The sequence below is a fragment of the Bradyrhizobium sp. CCBAU 53351 genome, assembly GCF_015291745.1.
Lineage (GTDB): Bacteria > Pseudomonadota > Alphaproteobacteria > Rhizobiales > Xanthobacteraceae > Bradyrhizobium.
Genome location: NZ_CP030059.1, coordinates 7,128,230 through 7,149,316, shown reverse-complemented (window position 1 = coordinate 7,149,316; position 21,087 = coordinate 7,128,230). Strand labels below are relative to the sequence as shown.

17 protein-coding genes are annotated in these 21,087 nt (G+C 65.6%); 10 read left to right on the top strand and 7 right to left on the bottom strand.

Going from position 1 to position 21,087, the window contains the following annotated elements:
* Positions 1-9: 9 nt before the first annotated feature.
* The 6 genes from XH83_RS34090 to XH83_RS34065 form a co-directional block, all read right to left on the bottom strand.
* Positions 10-708, bottom strand: a complete 699-nt coding sequence (locus XH83_RS34090) for a cytochrome c biogenesis CcdA family protein (RefSeq protein WP_194404934.1) — start codon at positions 706-708, stop codon at positions 10-12.
* Positions 709-1,055: 347 nt separating this feature from the next.
* On the bottom strand, positions 1,056-1,667 hold the full coding sequence (locus XH83_RS34085; protein WP_194404933.1) for a sigma-70 family RNA polymerase sigma factor: 612 nt from the start codon (positions 1,665-1,667) through the stop codon (positions 1,056-1,058).
* Between the two features lie 428 nt (positions 1,668-2,095).
* A complete protein-coding gene (locus XH83_RS34080) occupies positions 2,096-2,830 on the bottom strand; it encodes a response regulator (RefSeq protein ID WP_194404932.1) in 735 nt (244 codons plus the stop codon).
* A gap of 10 nt (positions 2,831-2,840) precedes the next feature.
* Entirely contained in the window at positions 2,841-4,586 is a 1,746-nt protein-coding gene (locus XH83_RS34075) for a DUF3369 domain-containing protein (RefSeq protein ID WP_194404931.1), read from the bottom strand.
* Positions 4,556-6,634, bottom strand: coding sequence for an ATP-binding protein (locus tag XH83_RS34070; protein WP_246776377.1), 2,079 nt, complete (start codon positions 6,632-6,634; stop codon positions 4,556-4,558). The genes XH83_RS34075 and XH83_RS34070 overlap by 31 nt, the downstream gene beginning before the upstream one ends.
* 6 nt (positions 6,635-6,640) lie before the next feature.
* Positions 6,641-7,651, bottom strand: coding sequence for a TRAP transporter substrate-binding protein (locus XH83_RS34065; RefSeq protein ID WP_194404930.1), 1,011 nt, complete (start codon positions 7,649-7,651; stop codon positions 6,641-6,643).
* Positions 7,652-7,855: 204 nt separating this feature from the next.
* On the opposite strand from XH83_RS34065, the gene ugpB reads away from it, so the two are divergent.
* From ugpB to XH83_RS34015, 10 genes are all read left to right on the top strand, one after another.
* On the top strand, positions 7,856-9,190 hold the full coding sequence (ugpB, locus tag XH83_RS34060; RefSeq protein WP_194404929.1) for a sn-glycerol-3-phosphate ABC transporter substrate-binding protein UgpB: 1,335 nt from the start codon (positions 7,856-7,858) through the stop codon (positions 9,188-9,190).
* A gap of 221 nt (positions 9,191-9,411) precedes the next feature.
* A complete protein-coding gene (locus tag XH83_RS34055) occupies positions 9,412-10,371 on the top strand; it encodes a phosphotransferase (protein WP_194404928.1) in 960 nt (319 codons plus the stop codon).
* 225 nt (positions 10,372-10,596) lie between these two features.
* Positions 10,597-12,219, top strand: a complete 1,623-nt coding sequence (locus XH83_RS34050; protein ID WP_194404927.1) for an ABC transporter substrate-binding protein — start codon at positions 10,597-10,599, stop codon at positions 12,217-12,219.
* 232 nt (positions 12,220-12,451) lie between these two features.
* Complete coding sequence (locus tag XH83_RS34045) at positions 12,452-13,465, top strand: ABC transporter permease (protein WP_194404926.1); 1,014 nt, start codon at positions 12,452-12,454, stop codon at positions 13,463-13,465.
* 9 nt (positions 13,466-13,474) lie between these two features.
* Positions 13,475-14,374, top strand: a complete 900-nt coding sequence (locus tag XH83_RS34040; RefSeq protein WP_194404925.1) for an ABC transporter permease — start codon at positions 13,475-13,477, stop codon at positions 14,372-14,374.
* A gap of 91 nt (positions 14,375-14,465) precedes the next feature.
* Positions 14,466-16,235 (top strand): ABC transporter ATP-binding protein, encoded by a 1,770-nt coding sequence (locus tag XH83_RS34035; RefSeq protein WP_194404924.1) that lies wholly within the window; start codon positions 14,466-14,468, stop codon positions 16,233-16,235.
* Between the two features lie 15 nt (positions 16,236-16,250).
* Complete coding sequence (locus XH83_RS34030) at positions 16,251-16,430, top strand: DUF4089 domain-containing protein (protein WP_194404923.1); 180 nt, start codon at positions 16,251-16,253, stop codon at positions 16,428-16,430.
* A 7-nt stretch (positions 16,431-16,437) separates the two neighbouring features.
* A complete protein-coding gene (locus XH83_RS34025) occupies positions 16,438-17,832 on the top strand; it encodes an AtzE family amidohydrolase (RefSeq protein WP_194404922.1) in 1,395 nt (464 codons plus the stop codon).
* Positions 17,833-17,844: 12 nt separating this feature from the next.
* A complete protein-coding gene (gene hpxZ / locus XH83_RS34020) occupies positions 17,845-18,237 on the top strand; it encodes an oxalurate catabolism protein HpxZ (protein WP_194404921.1) in 393 nt (130 codons plus the stop codon).
* Between the two features lie 4 nt (positions 18,238-18,241).
* Positions 18,242-18,964 (top strand): GntR family transcriptional regulator, encoded by a 723-nt coding sequence (locus XH83_RS34015; protein WP_194404920.1) that lies wholly within the window; start codon positions 18,242-18,244, stop codon positions 18,962-18,964.
* 169 nt (positions 18,965-19,133) lie between these two features.
* Here XH83_RS34015 and atzF read toward each other — a convergent pair whose 3' ends face one another.
* On the bottom strand, positions 19,134-20,939 hold the full coding sequence (gene atzF / locus XH83_RS34010; RefSeq protein ID WP_194408490.1) for an allophanate hydrolase: 1,806 nt from the start codon (positions 20,937-20,939) through the stop codon (positions 19,134-19,136).
* Positions 20,940-21,087 lie beyond the last annotated feature (148 nt).

Below are 21,087 nucleotides of genomic sequence, written 5' to 3'. Positions count from 1 at the left end.
GATGAGGGATTACAGGCCGATCTGGCCGGTCGGGTAGAAGCCGGTGAGCCACGCCACGATCAGCGTGTCGTATTGGAAATAGGCGGCGAGGGCGAAGGCGATCACGACGATTCCAAAGCCCTGCTGCAGGCGTGGGGTGATCCGCGAAAGGCTGCGCACCCGCGTGGTCGCGGCCTGTCCGCCATAGGCGATCGCCAGCATCGGGATCGCCGCGCCGATCGCATAGGCGATCAGCAGCGTGCCGGCCCAGGCCAGATTCTTCGAGGTCGCAACCAGCGTCAGGATCGAGCCTAGCACCGGGCCGGCGCAGGGCGTCCAGACCAGGCCCAGCGTGGTGCCGAGGATCAGCCCGCCGAGCGCGCCCTCGCGTGGCGCGCCGCCCGCGCTGCCGAGATCGAGCCAGCCATTGAGCCGGATCGACAGCCATTCGAACGGCGCCGGCCACAGCATCAACAGGCCGAAGCCGAGCAGCAGGATCGCGGCGGCCTCGCGAAGCACGTTCGGATCGAAATCGAACAGCCGCGTCAGCGCGCCGAGCAGCAGCGCGACCGCCGAGAACGAGACGACGAAGCCGAGTGCGATCATCAGGGGGCGCAGCCGACCGTCGCGCCCGATCGAGGCGCCGAGCAGGATCGGCAGCATCGGCAGCGTGCAAGGCGCGGCGATGGTGAGGATGCCGGCAAGGAGAGCGAAGAGCAGTTCGAGCATGGCGCACTCGCGAGGGAGGTCACGAGGGCAGTTCGGGCGCGGTGGGGTGGTCGTTACGCACCGTCACGCCTTCGTGACGGGGGTCGAATCTCGGCCATGACGATGTGGAAGCAGCCGTGGCTTCCAGCGTCTGCGACCCCCAAACACAAAACGACCCGGAGGGGGGCATCCCGTCCGGGTCGCTGGAGGTCCTTGGGAGGTTTAAGCAAAACCGTATGTGAGCTTTATAGGGAGGAAGTTTTTCCGCCTGATGTTGTGCTTTGTTTCAATTGTTTCGTCGGCGGTAACACTTCCGTGTCCCGGGGCGGGGCCGCCTGGCGGGCCCCAACCCTTTGAAATCGTTGGCCTCAGGCCGCGAAACGCTCGACGCCGGCGCCTTTAAGCAATTCGGCCAATTGCTTGCGGGCGTAGAACATCCGCGTCTTCACGGTGCTCTGGGGGATGCCGATGATCTGCCCGACCTCCTCCACCGACTTCTCGTGGTAGTAGACGAGGTTGATGATCTCGCGATGCGCGGGCGACAGCTTCTGCACGCAGGCGCGCAGGATGGCGCTGGTGTCGCTGCGGTCGAGCGAGGTCTCGGGCGTGTCATTGCCATCAGGAATCTGGCGCACGTCCTCCTGGTCGATGTCCTCGAAGCGGCGCTGGCGCATCGCGGTCAGGGCCTTGAAGCGGGCGATCGAGAGCAGCCAGGTCGAGACCTGCGAGCGGCCCTGGAACTGGCCGGCGGTCCGCCACACGTCCAGAAACACCTGGCTGACCAGGTCTTCCGCCGCGGTGGCGTCGCGCACGATGCGCAGGATGAAGCGATACACCCGCACATTGTGCCGGCAGTAAAGGATGTGCATGGCCGTCCGGTTGCCGTCGGCAATGCTTTCGAGGAGCATGTCGTCCGAGGTCGCCTGAGCGGCAATGATGCTCTGGCTGGCTTGGGCGTTGATGGCGATGACGTTCCGCATGGACTTGGCTCCCCGTAGCGCCGCAACCGAGCGGCGTTTCCTTGGACCAAAGTGTTAATGAGCCAACGTTTCGGGACGTCTGCACGAAAAGCGGAAAATGGTTTCGTGCGCCGCCAAATTGTTTCGTCGAAGGGGGCGCGACGAAACATTCGGGGCAAAAAGCCGTGGAATTTCAATGTACGGAAAATACGGGGTGGGGATTTGGCGGCGCCCTGAGCAGTCGGGAACGTATTTCTGGGTCTTGCGTTCGGTCGCGCTGCACCCACCGATGTCGTCCCAGATGGGCGCTCCGCGAACCTACACCGGCTTGCTCTTGTAGCCCGGATGGAGCGCAGCGAAGTCCGGGACAATTCGATCCGCGGATACAGCGCCCCCGGATTACGCTGCGCTCCATCCGGGCTACGGCACCGCGCTCCGCCGCCCGCCCTCTACGCCTTCTCGCCCTGGGGCGAGAACAGATAGCCGCCGCCGCGGATGGTGCGGATCACGGCCGGCTTGGCCGGATCGGGCTCGATCTTGCGGCGGATGCGCATGATGCGCAGATCGACGGCGCGGTCGAAGGCTTCGGCGTCGCGCGCATTGGCCAATTCCAACAGGCGCTCGCGCGACAGCACGCGCTTGGGATTGGCCGCGAACACTTTCAACAGCCCGAACTCGGACGCGGTCAGCGGGTGCTCGTTGCCCTCGTCGTCGCGCAGGGCCTGGGCTTCGAGATCGAGCCACTTGGTCCCGAACCGTACCAGCTGCTCCTTGTCGGACTTCGCCGCCGCCTCGGGCGCGGCGGCCTTGGCCGGCACGCTCCGGCGCAGCACCGAGCGGATGCGCGCCATCAGCTCGCGCAGCTCGCACGGCTTTGCAACGTAATCGTCGGCGCCGAGCTCGAGGCCGACGACGCGGTCGATCGGGCTCGCGGTCGCCGTGAGCATGATGACCGGTACGTTGATGCGGCTCTTGAGGTCGCGGATGATCGAGAGGCCGTCCTCCTCGGGCATGTTGAGGTCGAGCACGACGAGATCCGGCATGCTGCCCTGGATCGCGGCGCGCAAGCTCTTGCCGCCGTCGCACAGCGTCACGGTGAAGCCGTGCATCTTGAGATAATCGCCGACCATCTCCCGGGCCGGGGCTTCGTCGTCGACGATCATGATGTGCTGGCTTTGGGTCATGGTCTCTTGATCACGGCATTTCGGTCGCGGGGAGGGTGATGGTGAAGGTCGAGCCCTTGCCGGGCCCGTCGCTGTCGGCGGTCACCTCGCCGCCGTGCATGTCGATGATGCGCTTGACGATGGAGAGGCCGAGCCCCGTCGAGCTCTCGCCGGCGGTCGGCTTGGCCGACAGTCGCTGGAACCGGCCGAACAGGCGGCCGAGATCCTCCGGCGACAGGCCGGCGCCCTCGTCGCTGACGCGGACGATGGTGTCGCCGCCCTCATGGCTGACGGCGACGTCGATCTTGCCGCCGATCGGCGAATATTTGATGGCGTTGCTGATGAGATTGTCGATGGCTTCGCGGATGCGGTCGGTGTCGCACATGGTGACGATGTTGGCCGGTGCGATGACGCTGATCGCCTGCTGCTTGTTGACGGCGAGCGGCTGGTTGGCCTCGGCGACCTCCTTGACCAGGGCGGCGACGTCAACCGGCTCGCGGCGGATGGTGATGTCGAAGGCGTCGGCCATCGCGTCCGAGATCAGGTGGTCGACCATCGTGGTCAGGCGCTTCGTCGCATCGCGGATGTGATCGACCTGGGCGACCACGCCGCTTTCCGAAGCGCCGGTCGAGATCAGCTCCTTCAGCATCTCGGTGCGGCCGAGGATGACGCCGAGCGGATTCTTCAAATCGTGCGCGACGGTGCCGAGGATCTCGTTCTTGAAGCCGTTGGCCCGCTGCAGCCGCAGCCATTGCGCGGAGAGGCGGCGGTTGGCCTGCATCAATGCGCGGGTGCGCTGGGCGACGCGGTCCTCAAGCTGGGTGTTGGCGTCCTGCAGCTGCTGGTAGAGGATGACGTTGTCGAAGGCGATCGAGAGCCGGGAGGAGAAGATCTCGACCAGCGAGCGGTCGGTCTCGGACAATTCGCGCTCGGCCTGCAAGAGCACCACGACCTCGCGGCCGGACCCGGTGCGCAGATAGATCACGCTGCGATGGTCGGCGAACTCGTTCTTGCGGCGCTGGAATGCCGCCTCCACCATCTCGCGCAGATCGGGGTCGAGCGCCTTCGACGTCGTGGTGCCGATGAAGCGGCTGTAGCAGCCGCTGCCGGCGAGCACCGAGAGTTCGGGATCGATGCCGCCATTGTCGCGCAGGACCAGGATGCCGGCGCAGTCGACATTGAGCAGCGAGGCGAGCTGGGTCAGCACGCCCTCGGCGAGCCGCTGCATCGACTTGAAGTCGTACAGCGTCGAGGCGGCATCGATGATGATCTCGAGCCCGCGCCTTGTCTGCACCATGCGTTCGAGCTGCTGATAAGAGCGCAGCGCCGCGGTCAGCGAGGTGAACAGCTTGTCGGCGGTGAGCTCGGTCTTGGCCTTGTAGTCGTTGATGTCGTACTGCACGATCACGCGCCGCTCCGGCGCCTGGCCGGGCTGGCCGGTGCGCAGGATGATGCGCACGGTCTCGTTCTTGATCTCGTTGCGGATGAACTCGACCAGCTCGAGGCCGGCGACGTCGGTCTCCATGATGACGTCGAGCAGCACGGCGGCGATGTCGCCGTGCTCGGCCATCAGCTTGCGGCCTTCCGCCGCGGAATAGGCCGACAGGATCTCCAGGCTCTGGCCGTTCAGGCTGTAATCCGAGAGGGCAAAACGGGTGCCGTCATGCACCGCCGGATCGTCGTCGATGACGGCGATCTTCCACTTCCGGGCGTTGCTATCCTCCGACGCGGTACCGGTGTCGTCGATCAGGTGGAGGACATCGTCCTGTTCGGCCATTGAGAAGTCCCGTCGCTTTCTGTGCTTTGCGCGCCGCCCTTGGCGATGCGGGGCATGATAATGCGAAAAGTAGTGCCTTGTCCCAGCTTGGATTCCAGCATCATGCGGCCGCCGAGCTGCTGGGTGACGAGGTTATAGACGATATGCAGGCCAAGTCCCGTGCCGCCTTCATTGCGCCGGGTGGTAAAGAAAGGGTCAAAGGCCTGGCGCTGCACGTCCGGGGTCATGCCGGCCCCGTCGTCGGTGAAGCTGAGCTCGATGTCGTCGGCCCCGCGCGGCCGCGCCGAGATCGTGATCGTGCCGGCGCGCCCGTCGGCGAAGGCGTGGTTGGCGGCGTTGAGGAAGAGGTTGGTCAGGATCTGGCCATAGGAGCCCGGATAGCCGTCGAGCAGCAGGCCTTCGGGCACGTCGACCTCGAGCGTGATCGGCGAGCGCTTCAGGACCGGCCTGAGGCTTGCAATGATCTGGTCGGTGGCCTCGCTGAGCGAGAATTGCCGCCGCTCGGCATGGGAGCGGTCGACCGCGACCTGCTTGAACGACTGGATCAGCTCGCCGGCGCGCTGCAGGTTGGCGACCAGCTGCTGCGAGGCATCGCGCGAGGACTGCACGAACTCCTCCAGCTGCGAGCGGCGCAGGCCGCCCTCGCCCTTGAGCTGGGCCTCGAAGATCTCGGTGCGACGGGCGAAGCTGGAGGCAACGGTCAGGCTGATGCCGATCGGGTTGTTGACCTCGTGGGCGACGCCGGCGACGAGGCCGCCGAGCGCCGCCAGCCGCTCGGCGTCGATCAGATTCTGCTGCGCGGTGTTGAGCTCGAGCAGCGCGCTTTCGGCCTTCTCCTTGGAGGCGCGCAGCTCGTCCTCGGTCTGGCGCTTGGCGATCGCGTTCTCGCGGAATACCTCCACCGCGCGCGCCATGGCGCCGACCTCGTCGCGCGCCTTGGTGCCCTGCACCTCGCGGTCGAGATCGCCGAGCGTGATCGCGCGCATCGCGGTCATGATCTGCTGCAGCGGCAGCCGGATCGACAGCGCGATCATCACGCCGGCGGTGAGGATGATGCCGAGGAAGATCACCGCGATCGACAGCACCCGCCGTGAGATATCCGCCAGCGTGCGGTCGAACGTCTCCTGCGCCTTCTGCTCGCGCTGGCGCATCATGGTCGAGAGGTCGTCGATGGCGCCGATCGCCTCGGCCTGGCTGGCGTCGATGGTGTTGCGCAGCAGCTCGGTGCGGCTCGCGAGCTGTTCGGAGAGCTTTGCAAAGCCCTCGCGCAGCGCGGCGGTGCGGGCCCCGAGCCGCTGCAGCGCCATGCGCTGGAGATCGTTGTCGGCGAGATCGATCATCACGGGGATGGTCCTCTCGATCGTCTCGGTGTTGCGGCGGGCGTCATCGGCCGCGCCCGTCGACAGCGACAGATAATAGGAATTGGCCGCCACCAGCATCGCGGTGAAGGCCTCGCGGGACTTCCCGAGCGAGGGCCAGATCAGCGCGTCGCGATGGCCGGTGGCGCCTTCGATGATGGAATAGAGGCCCGCCATGTCCCGGGCCGGACCCTGCACCTGCTCCTCATAGGTCTTGGCGATGGTGGCCTGCACACTGCGCAGCTCGCCGAAGCCGTTGAGGAAGCGGTCGGTGGTGCGCTCCAGCTCCTCGACCGACCCCGACAGCATCGGGTCCTTGGCGGCGCGGTTACTCAGCGTGCCCAGCACCGCCTCGCGCAGCAGCAGGATCTCGGCGAACAGGTCCGGGCTCGGCTGGTTGATGTAGCGGTGGATCAGATTGTGCAGGCGTCCGGTCTCGCTTTCGAGCAGCGCCAGGATGCGGTCGGATTCGCGCACCTGGCGGACGTCGTCCCAGGCCGAGCCCAGCACCTGCGCGCCGTTCCAGATCATGGCGACCAGCACCACGACCACGGCGGAGTTCAGCGCGGCGATCGACAGGATGCGCCAGCGGATCGGCACCGCCCGCAGCACGCCGACGAGACGCGCGCGCAGCCGACCGATCGGGCCGGCCGGCCGCTCCGCGTGCTCGTGATGTCCAAGTGCAGCCAACGCGGCTCACTCCACCTTGCGAATGCGTTCGATCAGCGCGGCCGCCGCGGGATCGCGCCCAGCCTTGGCGTAGATCGCCGCCATCGCGTCCTCGAACGGCTTGCGGTCGATGTCCCTGATGATGGTGACGCCGGCCTCCTCTGCCTTACGCTGCGACTGCTCGTCGAGGTCGCGCCATTTCTCGCGCATGAACCGGCTGGAGCGCTGCGCGGCCTCGCGGAAGATCTTCTGGTCGTCCGGCGACAGGCTCTGCCAGGCCTTCAGCGAGATCACCAGCACCTCGGGGCTCATCGTGTGCTCGGTCAGCGTGTAGTGGCCAGCATGCCTGTAATGGTCCGTCGTCACGAAGGATGGCCAATTGTTCTCGGCGCCGTCGACCAGATGATTGGCGAGCCCGGTCAGCACCTGCCCATAGGGCATCTCGACCGGCTCGGCGCCGAGCGCGCGGATCATCTGGCTCATCAACTCCGACTGCTGCACCCGGATCCGCAATCCCTTGAGATCCGCGATGCTCTTCACCGGACGGACACCGTTGTAGATCGAGCGCGCGCCGGAATCGTAGAAGGCGAGCCCGACGAAGCCGTAGGGCTCGAAACTGTCAAGGATCTCGCTGCCGACAGGCCCGTCCAGCACCTTCTGCATGTGCTCGATGGACCGGAACAGGAACGGCATGGCGAGCACGTTCATCGCGGGAACGAAGTTGCCGATCAGCGCCACATTGGTCCGGTTGAGGTCGATCGCGCCGACCCGGGTCTGCTCGATGGTCTCCTTTTCCTCGCCGAGCTGACGGGAGTGGAACACCTTGATCTCGTGACGGCCCTGGGTGCGCTCGGCGATCAGGGCGCCCATGTAGCGCAGCGCCTGGACGGTCGGGTAATCCTCGGTCTGGGTATCGGCGGCGCGAAATTCGCGCGCAACGGCGCCCGTCGCCCGCATGCCCATCGAGACTGCGGCGAGCAAAAGCGCGACGAAGATTACCCCGGTCCGCGAGAGTTCGGCACGGTTCAGCACTGGCACACTCAACCCCTCAGTGGTGGAGTCTATGGCGGGGGCAAAAGGTTCAATGCAATCTAGCAGATGGTCGGGGGAAGACCATCCCGCCGCGGGGGCTGGGATCGATTGTGCGGCGCGGCCGCCGTTCATTCACGGTTGAAACCGGCTATGCCGCGCCTTAAGCAGGGCGGCCGCCTTGTCGACCGCGGCGTGGGAAGAGCCATCGCAATGCCAGCCTTGCGCGTTCTACGAATCGTCGCCGCCCTCGCGGCCTTCTCATCGGCTTTCTCATGGGCTGTGCCTGCGGGCGCCGCCACCGACATCGCGCTGTGGCACGCGATGTCCGGCGAACTCGGCCGGCAGCTCGAAAAGCTCGCCTCCGATTTCAACGCCTCGCAGTCCGATTACCGCATCGTGCCCGCTTACAAGGGCAACTACACCGAGACGGTGACTGCCGCGATCTTCGCGTTCCGCTCGCGCAGCCAGCCAGCCATCGTCCAGGTCAACGAGGTCGCCACGGCCACCATGACCGCGGCCAAGGGCGCGATCTATCCGGTGTTCACTTTGATGCGCGACCAGGGCGAGCCGTTCTCGCTCGCCGACTATCTGCCGGCGGTCTCCGGTTATTACACCGACGCGGCGGGCAATCTGTTGTCGTTCCCGTTCAATTCCTCGACACCGATCCTCTACTACAACAAGACCATGTTCCGCGACGCCGGCCTCGATCCGGAGGCGCCGCCGAAGACCTGGCCGGCCCTGGGGCTCGCGGCACAGCGCCTGCGCGACCGCGGCGCTGCGTGCGGCTTCACCACGTCCTGGCCCTCATGGATCCATGTCGAGAATTTCTCCGCCTTCCACAATCTGCCGGTGGCGAGCCGGGCGAACGGCTTTGCCGGGCTGGATGCGGAATTGACCATCAACAATCCCACCCTTGTGCGCCACGTCGCCCAGCTTGCCGAATGGCAGAAGACCAAGGTGTTCGACTATGGCGGACGCGGACAGGCCGCCGAGCCGCGCTTCCAGAACGGCGAATGCGGCATCTTCATCGGTTCCTCGGCGACGCGCGCCGACATCAGGGCGAATTCGAAATTCGAGATCGGCTACGGCATGATGCCGTATTGGCCCGACGTGAAGGACGCGCCGCAGAACTCGATCATCGGCGGCGCCACGCTGTGGGTGCTGCGCGACCGGCCGCGCGAGGAGTACAAGGGCGTGGCGCGGTTCTTCGCCTATCTGTCGCAGCCCGGCGTGCAGGCGGCCTGGCACCAGAACACCGGCTATTTGCCGATCACCCGCGCCGCCTCCGAGCTGACGCGCGCGCAAGGCTTCTACGAGCGCAATCCGGGCTCGGCGATCTCGTTCGAGGAGATCACGCTGCATCCGCCGACGGAGAATTCGAAGGGCATCCGCCTCGGCTCCTTCGTGCTGATCCGCGGCGCGATCGAGGACGAGTTGGAGCAGGCATTTGCCGGCCACAAGAGCGCGCAATCAGCCCTCGATTCCGCCGTCGAGCGCGGCAACAAGCTGCTCCGCCAGTTCGAGCGCGCCAGCCCGGACCGGTAGCGTGGAGCGATTGAACACCGCTGCAGCCGCGCGGGCGGTGCGCTCCCTCGCCCGCCTGCGGGGGAGGGTTGGGGAGAGGGCTCTCTCCACAATGGGACAATCCCCTAGAGGAGAAAGCCCCACCCGCCGCTTCGCGCCGACCTCCCCCGCAAGCGGGAGAGGTGCACCGCCTGCTCGGTTCGCACTGAATCAATGAAGCTCATATCGTTGAGCTATCCCAAATGATCTCCGCTCCATTGCAGGGGTTGCCAGACCTCCCCGACGCCGAGAGCTTCCGCGCCTTTCGCGCCGCTCCCTCACAATGGCTGCCGATTGCGCTCGACATCGCGCGCAGCCATGGTCTCGACACCAGCGCGCCGCATGTGTTTGTAACCGGCACCAATCTCGTGGTCGGGCTTGGCGAACAACTGATCCTGAAGATCTTTCCGCCGCTGCTCCGCGCCCAGTTCGTCTCCGAGCGCGGTTCGCTTGCGCAGCTCAAAGGCCGTCTCGATCTGCCGATCCCGGAGATCGTCGCGGAAGGTGAGCATGACGGTTGGCCCTATCTCGTCATCACGCGGCTATCAGGCACGCTCGGCTCGGAGGTCTGGCCCTCATTGCCGGAAAACCAGAAAGAGCGTGTGCTGCGCCAGATCGGCGAGACCATCGCCGCCGTGCAGTGCGCGCCGCTCGGCCCGCTCGCGCAGATCGAGCCGCGCTGGGACGATTTCATGCGCGGACAGATGCGGGGCTGCCGCGCGCGTCACACCCGTCTCGGCCTCGCGCCAAAGTTTCTCGCCGGCCTCGATGATCTCCTGCGTGACGCGGAAAAGCTGATCCCCATGGTCGCGCCGCCGGTGATCCTGATCGGCGAATACATTCCCGAGAATTTTCTGCTCGCCTGCGATGATGACCAATGGTCGCTCGCCGGCCTGTTCGACTTCGGCGACGTGCTGGCGGGATGGCGCGACTACGACCTGCTCGGCCCCGGCGCCTTCATGGCGGCGGGCCAGCCGGGGAGGGTGAAGAGCCTGCTCGAAGGCTTTGGCTATCCGAAGCCGGATTTCGCGCTCAAGCGCCGCCTGATGGCCCTGATGCTGCTGCACCGCGCCAGCGACCTCAACAGCCACATCTGCATTGAGGGCTGGCAGGACAGGGCCGATGATCTCATCGAATTGCAGGAGCTGATTTGGGCCACCTGACGACCCTGATTAGAAGGCGGGCGACTCTTAGCCATCGCCTATAAAGTAAGCAAATCCGCATCTTTGTATGCAATGTGATGAGCCGAGGCGAAGGCCGCGCATAGGCCAAAAATCTAGATTATCGTGTTAATCCAGTAGTTTAGATCGATCATAATCGCTTCTTAACCCTTGGCACGAACCTTGCGAATCCAGTTCCAACCAAACCCTTTGCGTTGGAGCCATTTCATGAAGCGCCGCGATTTCCTCAAGTCCGTGTCCGGATTGGCCGCCGGAGCGGCGCTTCCGGCGATGCCGTCCGTGATCTCCACCGCCTATGCCGACGCGCGCTCGGAGACGCTGCTGATCGTCTCGGAGGGCGGGCCGAACAATCTCGACATTCACGGCATCGGCACCAACGTGCCCGGCTATGAGGTGTCGTGGAATTGCTACGACCGCCTGATCAGCCACGAGATGAAGGTCGGCCCCGGCGGCGTGCCCTATTACGACCGCGACAAGTTCAAGGGCGAGCTCGCCGAGGACTTCAAGATCGACGACAAGTCGGTCACCTTCAAGCTGCGTAAGAACGCCAAATTCCACGACGGCACGCCCGTCACCGCCAAGGACGTGAAATGGTCGCTCGACCGCGCCGTCAGCGTCGGCGGCTTCCCGACCTTCCAGATGAGCGCGGGTTCGCTGACCAAGCCCGAGCAGTTCGTCGTGATCGACGATTATACCGTGCGCGTCGACTTCCTGAAGAAGGACAGGCTCACGATCCCCGATCTCGCCGTGATCGTGCCCTGCATCGTCAACTCGGAGCTCGTGAAGAAGAATGCGAGCGAGAAGGATCCCTGGGGCCTCGAGTTTACAAAGCAGCAGACCGCAGGCTCCGGCGCCTACAAGGTGACGAAGTGGACCGCCGGCACCGAAGTCATCATGGAGCGCAACGACGATTGGGCGTGTGGTCCGCTGCCGAAGATCAAGCGCGTGATCTGGCGCATGGTGCCGCAGGCCGGCAACCGCCGCGCACTGCTGGAGCGCGGCGACGCCGACATCTCCTACGAGCTGCCCAACAAGGACTTCCAGGAGATGAAGGCGAACGGCAAGCTCAACGTGGTGTCGCTGCCGTTCTCCAACGGCATCCAGTATATCGGCATGAACGTCACCAAGCCGCCCTTCGACAATCCGAAGGTGCGCCAGGCCGTCGCCTACGCGCTGCCTTATCAGAAGATCATGGACGCCGTGATGTTCGGCCTCGCCAACCCGATGTTCGGGGCGCCCAAGGACAAGCCGACCGAAGTCGCCTGGCCGCAGCCGCACAAGTTCAACACCGACATGGACAAGGCGAAGGCGCTGCTGGCTGAGGCGGGTTATGCCAACGGCTTCGAGACCACGATCTCGTTCGACCTGAATTTCGCAGGCGTCAACGAGCCGCTCTGCGTGCTGGTGCAGGAATCTCTCGCACAGATCGGCATCAAGACCACCATCAACAAGGTGCCCGGCGCCAACTGGCGCACCGAACTCAACAAGAAGGAGATGCCGCTCTTCACCAACGTGTTCTCGGGCTGGCTCGATTACCCCGAATACTTCTTCTACTGGTGCTATCACGGCAACAATTCCGTCTTCAACACCATGAGCTACAAGTCGGCGGAGATGGACAAGCTCATCGACGGCGCGCGCACCGCGGCCGCTGCCGGCGACAAGGCGGCCTACGATGCCGACGTGAAGGGCTTCGTCGATCTCGCCTTCACCGACATCCCGCGCATCCCGCTCTACCAGCCCTTCGTCAACGTCGCGATGCAGAAGAACATCAGCGGCTACCAATACTGGTTCCACCGGAGGCTGGATTATCGCGCGCTCGTGAAGGGGTGAGTAACAAGTAGAGCTAGGCACCGCATATGGCGTTCAGAAGCTTATCGGCTTGCTCCGTTCGCCTCTCCCGCTTGCGGGGGAGGCCGACGCGCTCGAGGAGCGCGGCGGGTGGGGGCTCTCTCCACACGAAGAATCCCTATGCTGAAGCACCCCCACCCCAACCCTCCCCCGCAAGCGGGAGAGGGGGCGCAGTTCGACCTGTTGCGTCATCTCCTCTCATCAGGAGCACTCCATGCTGACCATGATCGGCAAGCGCCTGATGTTCGCGATCCCCTCGCTGATCGGCGTGGTCATCGTTACCTTTCTGCTGACGCGCGCGCTGCCCGGCGATCCCGCGGCCTATTTCGCCGGTCCCGCCGCAACCAAGGAAGCCGTCGAGCAGATCCGCAAGAAACTCGGCCTCGACAAGCCGCTGATCGAGCAGTTCTTCCGCTACACCAACGATCTCGCCCACGGCGATTTCGGCAACTCGTTGACGACCGGCCAGCCGGTCGCGGCCGAAATCCGCAACCGCTTGCCGGCCTCGGCCGAGCTGACACTGCTCGGCCTCATAGTCTCCATCGTCATTGCCATCCCGCTCGGCGTGCTCGCGGCAACACGGCCGGGATCGTGGGTCGATCATCTCTGTCGCATCACGACGACAGCGGGCGTCTCGCTGCCGGTTTTCTTCACCGGCCTCGTGCTGGTCTACGTCTTTTATTTCCGGCTCGGCTGGTCTCCCGCGCCGCTCGGGCGCCTTGACGTGTTCTACAGCGCGCCGCCGACGGTGACGGGCTTCTATCTGGTCGACACCTTGCTCGCGCGCGACCTCGAGGCGTTCCGTTCCGCGCTGAGCCAGCTCATCCTGCCGGCAACGACCCTTGCGATCTTCTCGCTGGCGCCAATCGCGCGCATGACGCGCGCCTCGATGCTGGCGGTGCTGGCATCCGAATTCGTCCGCACCGCGCGCGCCAGCGGCCTATCGCCCGCGACCGTGATCGTCACCTACGCCTTCCGCAACGCCATGCTGCCCGTCATCACCACGCTCAGCATGGTGTTCTCGTTCCTGCTGGGCGCCAACGTGCTGGTCGAGAAAGTGTTTGCCTGGCCCGGCATCGGCTCCTACGCGGTGGAAGCGCTGATCTCGTCGGACTTCGCACCGGTGCAGGGTTTTGTCCTCACCATGGCGGTGATGTACGTGCTGCTCAATCTCGTGATCGACATTCTCTACGGCGTGATCGATCCGCGCGTGCGGTTGGAAGGGTAGGGGGACTCCATGAGCTCCGTTGCGCCTGCTGTTGAACCCGTCGGTCCCGCCCGCACGTCAGGGCTTACCGCAATCCTCGAACAGACCCGCTACGTTCTGAGCGAGAACAAGGTCACGGGCTTTGCCTTCGCGCTATTGATCCTGATCCTCGCGGCCGCGATCTTCGGCCCCTATGTCGTGCCGTATGATCCGCTCGCGTCGGACACCGCTGCCGCGCTAAAACCGCCCTCCGCCGCGCACTGGTTCGGCACCGATCAGCTCGGGCGCGACATCTTCAGCCGCGTTGTCGTGGCGACGCGGCTCGACACGTTCATCGCAATCGCCTCCGTCGCGCTGGTGTTTTTGATGGGCGGCCTCGCCGGCATCGCGGCCGGTTACTTTGGCGGCTGGACCGATCGGATCGTCGGCCGCATCGCCGACACCATCATGGCCTTTCCGCTGTTCGTGCTCGCCATGGGCATCGTCGCCGCGCTCGGCAATACCGTGCAGAACATCATCCTGGCCACCGCCATCGTGAACTTCCCGCTCTATGCCCGCGTCGCGCGCGCCGAGGCCAATGTCCGGCGCAACGCCGGCTTCGTGCAGGCCGCGCGGCTCTCCGGCAACGGCGAATTCCGCATCCTGCTGGTGCACATCCTGCCGAACATCATGCCGATCATGATCGTGCAGATGTCGCTGACCATGGGCTATGCCATCCTCAACGCTGCCGGCCTCTCCTTCATCGGCCTCGGCGTCCGACCGCCGACGGCGGAATGGGGCATCATGGTCGCCGAAGGCGCGGGCTTCATGGTGTCGGGCGAATGGTGGATCGCGCTCTTCCCCGGCCTCGCGCTGATGATCGCCGTGTTCTGCTTCAACCTCCTCGGCGACGGCCTGCGCGACATCGTCGATCCCCAGCGGAGGACGTGATGGACAATTTCTGTCCAAAATTCCGTAACGATTCCAACACCATTCTACTGTGCATGGGGTTGTTTTCGCGTTTCTTGATCGGCAGGCCCGCATGAGCGCCCAGCCCCTGCTCGACGTCCAGGACCTCACGGTCGAATTCACCACTCGCCGCGGCATCGTCAAAGCCGTGCAGCACGTCAACATTTCCGTCGCCAAGGGCGAGACGCTGGCCATCGTCGGCGAGTCCGGCTCCGGCAAGTCGGTGACCTCCTATGCGGTGATGCGCATCCTCGACCGTGCGGGCCGCATCGCCGAGGGCTCGGTGATATTCTCCGGCATCGACGTCAAGGCCGCGAGCGAAGACCAGATGCGCGATTTGCGCGGCCGCGAAGTCTCGATGATCTTCCAGAACCCGCGTGCGGCGCTGAACCCGATCCGCAAAGTCGGCGACCAGATCGAGGACGTGTTGCGCACCCATGTGCAGCAGGCCCAGGTCGCCGACCGCGGCGAGAAGGCGATCGAGGCGCTGGAGCAGGTCAAGATCGCCCGCCCGCGTGAGCGCTACCACGCCTATCCGTTCGAGCTGTCGGGCGGCATGTGCCAGCGCGTCGTCATCGCGCTTGCGCTTGCCTGCAATCCGCAGCTGCTGATCGCGGACGAGCCGACCACCGGCCTCGACGTCACCACGCAGAAGGCGGTGATGGACCTGATCGTCGAGCTGACGAAACGCCGCGCGATGTCGACCATCCTGATCACCCACGATCTCGGCCTCGCCGCCGCCTATTGCGACCGCGTCGTGGTGATGGAGAAGGGCCGCGTGGTCGAGACCGCCAACGCCGCCGACATCTTCGCCAATCCGCAGCATCCCTACACAAAAAAGCTGATGCGCGCGACGCCGCGGCTGGGTGTGAACTTGAGAGACCTGTTGCCGGAGGAAGAGAACTCCACCGTCGTGGCCGGGCCTGACCCGGCCATCCATCACACTTCGCAAGATCCATCTTCGCCGATGGACTCCCGGGTCAAGCCCGGGGGTGATGACAATTCAAAGCCCCTCCTCCTCGTCGACAAGCTCGTGAAAGAATATCCCCGCCAAGGCGCCACCGCCGTGCTGGGAAAACTGTTCGGCCGCAAGCCGCCCGTGGAGCCGGACGCCTTCCGCGCCGTCGACGGCATCAGCTTCTCGATCAGCCATGGTGAGAGCGTCGGCCTCGTCGGCGAATCCGGCTGCGGCAAATCGACGACGTCGATGATGGTGATGCGCCTGTTGGACCAGACCTCCGGCCTGATCCAGTTCGACGGCGAGGACATCTCCGGCATCGCGCCATCAGCTTTTGCCCGGATGCCGCAGCGCAGCCGCATCCAGATGGTGTTCCAGGATCCGACCGACAGCCTCAACCCGCGCTTCACCGCCGCCCGCGCCATCGCCGACCCCATCATGCAGCTCGGCGACATCAGGGGACGCGATGCGCTGCGCGCGCGCTGTGAGGAACTGGCGACCATGGTCGGCCTGCCGCACAATCTGCTGGACCGTTTCCCGCACCAATTGTCCGGCGGCCAGAAGGCCCGCGTCGGCATCGCCCGCGCCATCGCCCTGCACCCGAAGCTCGTCATCCTGGACGAGCCGACGGCGGCGCTGGACGTTTCGGTGCAGGCGGTCGTGCTGAACCTGCTTCAGGACCTCAAGGCGCGCTTAGGTATGAGCTATCTGTTCGTCTCGCATGATTTGAATGTGGTGCGCTTGCTGTGCGATCGTGTCATTGTGATGCGGACGGGACGGATCGTCGAGGAGGGCACTTCCGAGCAGGTGCTCGGCGATCCCCAAGACGACTACACCAAGGAACTGCTGACGGCGATCCCGCATCCGCCGTTGCCGACACATTGATTGCTGGGACGCGTGATGGCCGAACCGTTAGACGATTATATCGACGCCTTATCGAAAGCGCTGGCACTGCCGGTCGAGGAAGCCTGGCGGCCAGCGGTGCGCGCCAATCTCGAAGTCTCGCTGCGGCTTGGCCGCATGGTCGACGAATTCGCGCTGCCGGACGAGACCGAGCCGGCGCCGATCTTCACGGCCTGATGCTGCCATGACCAGCAAGCCAGAGATGACGGCCGCCGAGATCGCCAGCGCGGTTGCGACCCGCAAAATGTCCGCGCTCGATGCCACGGAAGCAGCGCTCGCGCGCATCAAGCAGCATGACGGCATCCTCAATTCCTTCACCGATATCACCGCCGATCGCGCCCGCACGAAGGCACGCGCGGTCGATGCCGACATCGCCGCCGGCAAGGACGTCGGCCCGCTCGCCGGCGTGCCCTTCGCGGTGAAGAACCTGTTCGATGTTGCTGGCCTGCCGACACGCGCCGGCTCGAAGATCAACCGCGACCGCGCACCCGCCAAGCGCGATGCGACGCTGATCGAGCGCATGGAAGCCGCCGGCGCCGTGCTCGTCGGCGCGCTCAACATGGGCGAATACGCCTACGACTTCACCGGCGAGAACGTCCATGACGGCCCTTCGCGCAATCCGCATGATACGACGCGCATGACCGGCGGCTCCTCCGGCGGCTCGGGCAGCGCCGTCGGCGGCGCGCTGGTGCCGATTGCCCTCGGCTCGGACACCAATGGCTCGATCCGCGTGCCGTCCTCGTTCTGCGGCATCTTCGGCCTGAAGCCGACCTATGGAAGGCTGTCGCGGGCGCGCTCGTTCCCCTTCGTTGCGAGCCTCGATCATCTCGGTCCGTTCGCACGCTCCGCCGCCGATCTCGCGCTCGCCTATGACGTCATGCAGGGCCCGGACACGGAGGATAGCGCCTGCACGACGCGCGGGCTCGAGCCGACGCTGCCGCTGATCGCCAATCCGGTCTCGGACCTGCGCATCGCGATCGCCGGCGGGTATTTCCAGAAGAACGTGTTTCCGGAAGCGGTCGAAGCGGTCAGCCGCGTCGCCAAGGCGCTCGGCGCAACGCGAGTCGTCGACGTGCCCGAGGCGGCGCGCGCTCGCGCCGCGGCCTATGTCATCACCACCACCGAAGGCGCCTCGCTGCATCTCGACCGCCTGCGCCAGCGCCCGAACGATTTCGATCCGGCGGTGCGCGACCGGCTGATCGCCGGCGCCATGGTGCCGGCGCCGCTGGTCGACCGCGCGCAGAAATTCCGCCGCTGGTACCGCGCGCAGCTCGCCGAGATCTTCAAATCGGTCGATGTGCTGCTGGCGCCCGCAACGCCCTGCACCGCGCCAAAGCTCGGCCAGGTGAACTTCAACCTCGACGGCGTCGAGCTGCCGGTACGTGCCAATATCGGCGTCCACACCCAGCCGATCTCCTTCATCGGCCTGCCGGTGGTGGCAGTCCCGGTGCCGCTCGAGCCGCTGCCGATCGGCGTGCAGATCATCGCCGCGCCCTGGCGCGAGGATATCGCGCTCCGTGCCGCCTATGCGCTGGAAAAGATGGGCGTAGCCGCCGCGCCCGCGCCAAGGGGACTTTGAGAGGAATTTGAGATGGAGATCGATCTCCCCGACGTGATCGCGGACGTCAGAGCCGCGTTCGACCGGTATGAGCAGGCCCTGGTCAGCAATGACGTCGCCGTGCTCGGTGAGCTGTTCCGCAACGATTCCCGCACGCTGCGCTATGGCATCGGCGAGAACCTCTACGGCTATGAGGCGATCTCGGGCTTCCGCGCCGCGCGCTCACCCGTCGGCCTCAATCGCCGCACTGCCAGGACGGTCATCACCAGCTATGGCCGCGACACCGCCGTGGCCTCCACTCTGTTCTATCGCGACACGGCGCCCGGCAAGGTCGGCCGGCAGATGCAGACCTGGGTTCGTTTTCCCGAGGGCTGGCGCGTCGTCGCCGCCCATGTCAGCATTATCGACGAGCCGAAAGAGGCGTGACCGCATGACGCTCGACGATCTTCCGCCAGGCGCCGTGCCGGCCGAGCCGGTGGTGCCGCGCGTCGACCGGGCGCAGCCCAGCGTGCACAAGATCACGCGCGCCGAGGAGCTGCGCCTGCAGCTCGCGGACGAGATCGTGCGCGGCGCTCTCGCCCCCGGCGCGCCGCTGGACGAGACCGACATCGCGCGCCGCTTCAACGTCTCGCGGACGCCGGTGCGCGAGGCGCTGCGTCAGCTCGTGGCAAGCGGCCTCGTCGAAGCGCGCGCCCACCGCGGCGCGGTGGTGGCGCAGCCTTCTATCGAACGGCTGAAAAGCATGTTCGAGGCGATGGCAGAGCTGGAAGCGCTGTGCGCCGGCCTCGCCGCCGAGCGCATGGCAGCGAGCGAGCGACATGGCCTCGAGGCGATCCACGAAGAGCTGCGCGTGCTCAGCTACACCGGCAATCCCGATCGCTTTCACGAGGTCAACGAGCGCTTCCACAACGCGATCTATGCGGGATCGCAGAACGGCTACATCGCCGAGATCACGCTCGCGACCCGCGTCCGCGTGCAGCCGTTCCGCCGCGCCCAGTTCCGCAATCTCGGACGCCTCGCCAAATCGCAAGCCGAGCACGACCGCGTCGTCGTCGCCATCATGCGCGGCGACAAGCAGGGCGCCGCCGCCGCCATGCGCGCGCATATCGAGCTGGTGCGCGGCGAGTATGAGATTTACGCGGTGTCGGTATAGGACAGCTCTGTCGCTACACACTCGCTGTCGTCCCCGCGAACGCGGGGACCCATAACCCGAGGGAGAGGTGTGTGGCGACGCGCCCACTCCGAGTCTTCGCAAAACTCACCCTGTGGGTATGGGTCCCGGATCGGCGCTCCGCTTGTCCGGGACGACAGCGGAGTGAAAATCACTCTGACTTTTCCGCCATGAACTTCCGCCATCCCCCATAAGCCGTGATGTCACGCGCATCCCCCAGCACTTCCGGCTCGACCAAAAACCCCTTCACGCTGCGGCCATCCGCCAGCCGCACCGTGCCGATCGCCATCGGCGATGGAATCGCGTTGACGAACTTGCCGAAGGCAGCCGGCGACAGCGACCAGATCTCGACCTCGGTCGATGCGCCCGTGCCGGCCGCGACGCGCAGCATGCCGGGCTTCGGCGGCGTGGTCTTGAGCGCGTACAGCTTGTAATCGGGCGCCGTCCTGGTCGCTTCGATCAGCTTGGCATCCAGCGTTTTCAACTCGCCGTTCAACACCATGCCGGACAGATGCGCGCCGACGACGGCGATCGGGATGTCGTCATTGTAGCTTGCCGGCAGCGGCGCGAGCGGTGCCTGGGCCACGCCCTTCGCTCCGACGGTCAATTTCGTATCCGCATGGAACACACGCCCGATGCTCGCGAGCAGCGCATCGCGTCCCGCCGGCGCCAGCAGCGTGATACCGAACGGAATGCCGTCGGCGCGCATCGATGCCGGCAACGCCAGGCCGCAGAGGTCGAGCAGGTTGACGAAATTGGTGTAGGTGCCGAGCCGGCTGTTGAGCTCGATCGGGTTGGCGAGCACCTGCGCGGTCGTGTAGGCCGTCGGCGCGGTGGGCAGCACCAGTGCGTCGATATTGGCAAACGTCCGCTCGGCGATCTTGCGCAGGCCTTGCAGGCGATACAGCGCCGCAAAGGTCTCCGCCGCCGTCAGCCGTGCGCCGGCCGCGGTGATCTCGCGCGTCACGGGATGAATCGCATCCGGCGCGGACGCCAGCAGGTCCTTGATCACGAGATAGCGCTCGGCGACCCACGGGCCCTCATAGAGCAGCCGCGCCGTCTCGTAGAACGGCTCGAGGTCGAACTCGACCAGCGTGGCGCCGAGCGCGGTCCAGCGCTTCAAGGCATCGGCGTAGGCGGCCTCCGATGTCTTGTCGCCGAAGAAGATCAGTTGCCCGTTGCGCGGCACCCCAAGGCGCAGGTTTGCGGGAAACGGCGTGATCGGCTGAAGCGGCCGGTCGCGCGAGAACGGATCGGCCGGGTCCGGTCCCGCCATCACCGACAAGGCGAGCGCAGCATCATCCACCGTCAGAGCGAAGACCGAGATGCAGTCGAGCGTTCGGCAGGCCGGCACGAGACCGGCATTCGAGATCATGCCGAGGCTCGGTTTCAGCCCGACGATGTTGTTGAGCATCGCCGGCACCCGTCCGCTACCTGCGGTATCGGTGCCGAGCGACAGCGGCACGAGACCTGCGCCGACGGCCACCGCGGAGCCCGAGCTCGATCCGCCGGGAACGAGATCCTCACGGACCGAATTTTTGGGGATGCCGTAGGGCGAACGCACGCCGACGAGGCCGGTCGCGAACTGGTCCAGATTGGTCTTGCCGATGATGATGGCCCCGGCGGCACGCAGCCGCGCCACCGCGGTCGAGTCGTGCGTCGGCGTGGTGGAGAAGGCGCGGCAGGCCGCGGTGGTCGGAAAGCCGAGTGCGTCGATATTGTCCTTCACCGCGACCGGCACGCCGTAGAGCGGCAGGCCAGCGGCATCCGCGCGCGCGGCAAGCTGCTCGGCCTCCGCGACCGCATCCGCCTCGTCACGCAGGCTGATGAAGATGGCGGGATCGTTGCGGTCACGGATGCGCTGATAGGTCCGCGCGATGGTTTCTGCCGGCGTCATTGTGCCCGCGCGATGCGCGGCCACAATCGCGGCGATCGTTTCAGGCTGCTCAGCCCCCATCTCAGCCCTCATGGCGACAAAACTCCGGCAATCCGTCCTCGCTCGGAGCGAAGCAAGCGATGTGCCATTGTGTACAAGACCGTCGGCCGGGCGAATGCTCAGGATATTATCGAGTAATCAATAGCTTGAGATTTATTGGACGAGGTCG

Bases quoted from the DNA above. Each gene is read 5' to 3' on its own strand.
- XH83_RS34090 (WP_194404934.1), bottom strand. From the start codon at position 708: ATGCTCGAACTGCTCTTCGCTCTCCTTGCCGGCATCCTCACCATCGCC.
- XH83_RS34085 (WP_194404933.1), bottom strand. From the start codon at position 1,667: ATGCGGAACGTCATCGCCATCAACGCCCAAGCCAGCCAGAGCATCATT.
- XH83_RS34080 (WP_194404932.1), bottom strand. From the start codon at position 2,830: ATGACCCAAAGCCAGCACATCATGATCGTCGACGACGAAGCCCCGGCC.
- XH83_RS34075 (WP_194404931.1), bottom strand. From the start codon at position 4,586: ATGGCCGAACAGGACGATGTCCTCCACCTGATCGACGACACCGGTACC.
- ugpB (WP_194404929.1), top strand. From the start codon at position 7,856: ATGCCAGCCTTGCGCGTTCTACGAATCGTCGCCGCCCTCGCGGCCTTC.
- XH83_RS34055 (WP_194404928.1), top strand. From the start codon at position 9,412: ATGATCTCCGCTCCATTGCAGGGGTTGCCAGACCTCCCCGACGCCGAG.
- XH83_RS34050 (WP_194404927.1), top strand. From the start codon at position 10,597: ATGAAGCGCCGCGATTTCCTCAAGTCCGTGTCCGGATTGGCCGCCGGA.
- XH83_RS34045 (WP_194404926.1), top strand. From the start codon at position 12,452: ATGCTGACCATGATCGGCAAGCGCCTGATGTTCGCGATCCCCTCGCTG.
- XH83_RS34040 (WP_194404925.1), top strand. From the start codon at position 13,475: ATGAGCTCCGTTGCGCCTGCTGTTGAACCCGTCGGTCCCGCCCGCACG.
- XH83_RS34035 (WP_194404924.1), top strand. From the start codon at position 14,466: ATGAGCGCCCAGCCCCTGCTCGACGTCCAGGACCTCACGGTCGAATTC.
- XH83_RS34030 (WP_194404923.1), top strand. From the start codon at position 16,251: ATGGCCGAACCGTTAGACGATTATATCGACGCCTTATCGAAAGCGCTG.
- XH83_RS34025 (WP_194404922.1), top strand. From the start codon at position 16,438: ATGACCAGCAAGCCAGAGATGACGGCCGCCGAGATCGCCAGCGCGGTT.
- hpxZ (WP_194404921.1), top strand. From the start codon at position 17,845: ATGGAGATCGATCTCCCCGACGTGATCGCGGACGTCAGAGCCGCGTTC.
- XH83_RS34015 (WP_194404920.1), top strand. From the start codon at position 18,242: ATGACGCTCGACGATCTTCCGCCAGGCGCCGTGCCGGCCGAGCCGGTG.
- atzF (WP_194408490.1), bottom strand. From the start codon at position 20,939: ATGGGGGCTGAGCAGCCTGAAACGATCGCCGCGATTGTGGCCGCGCAT.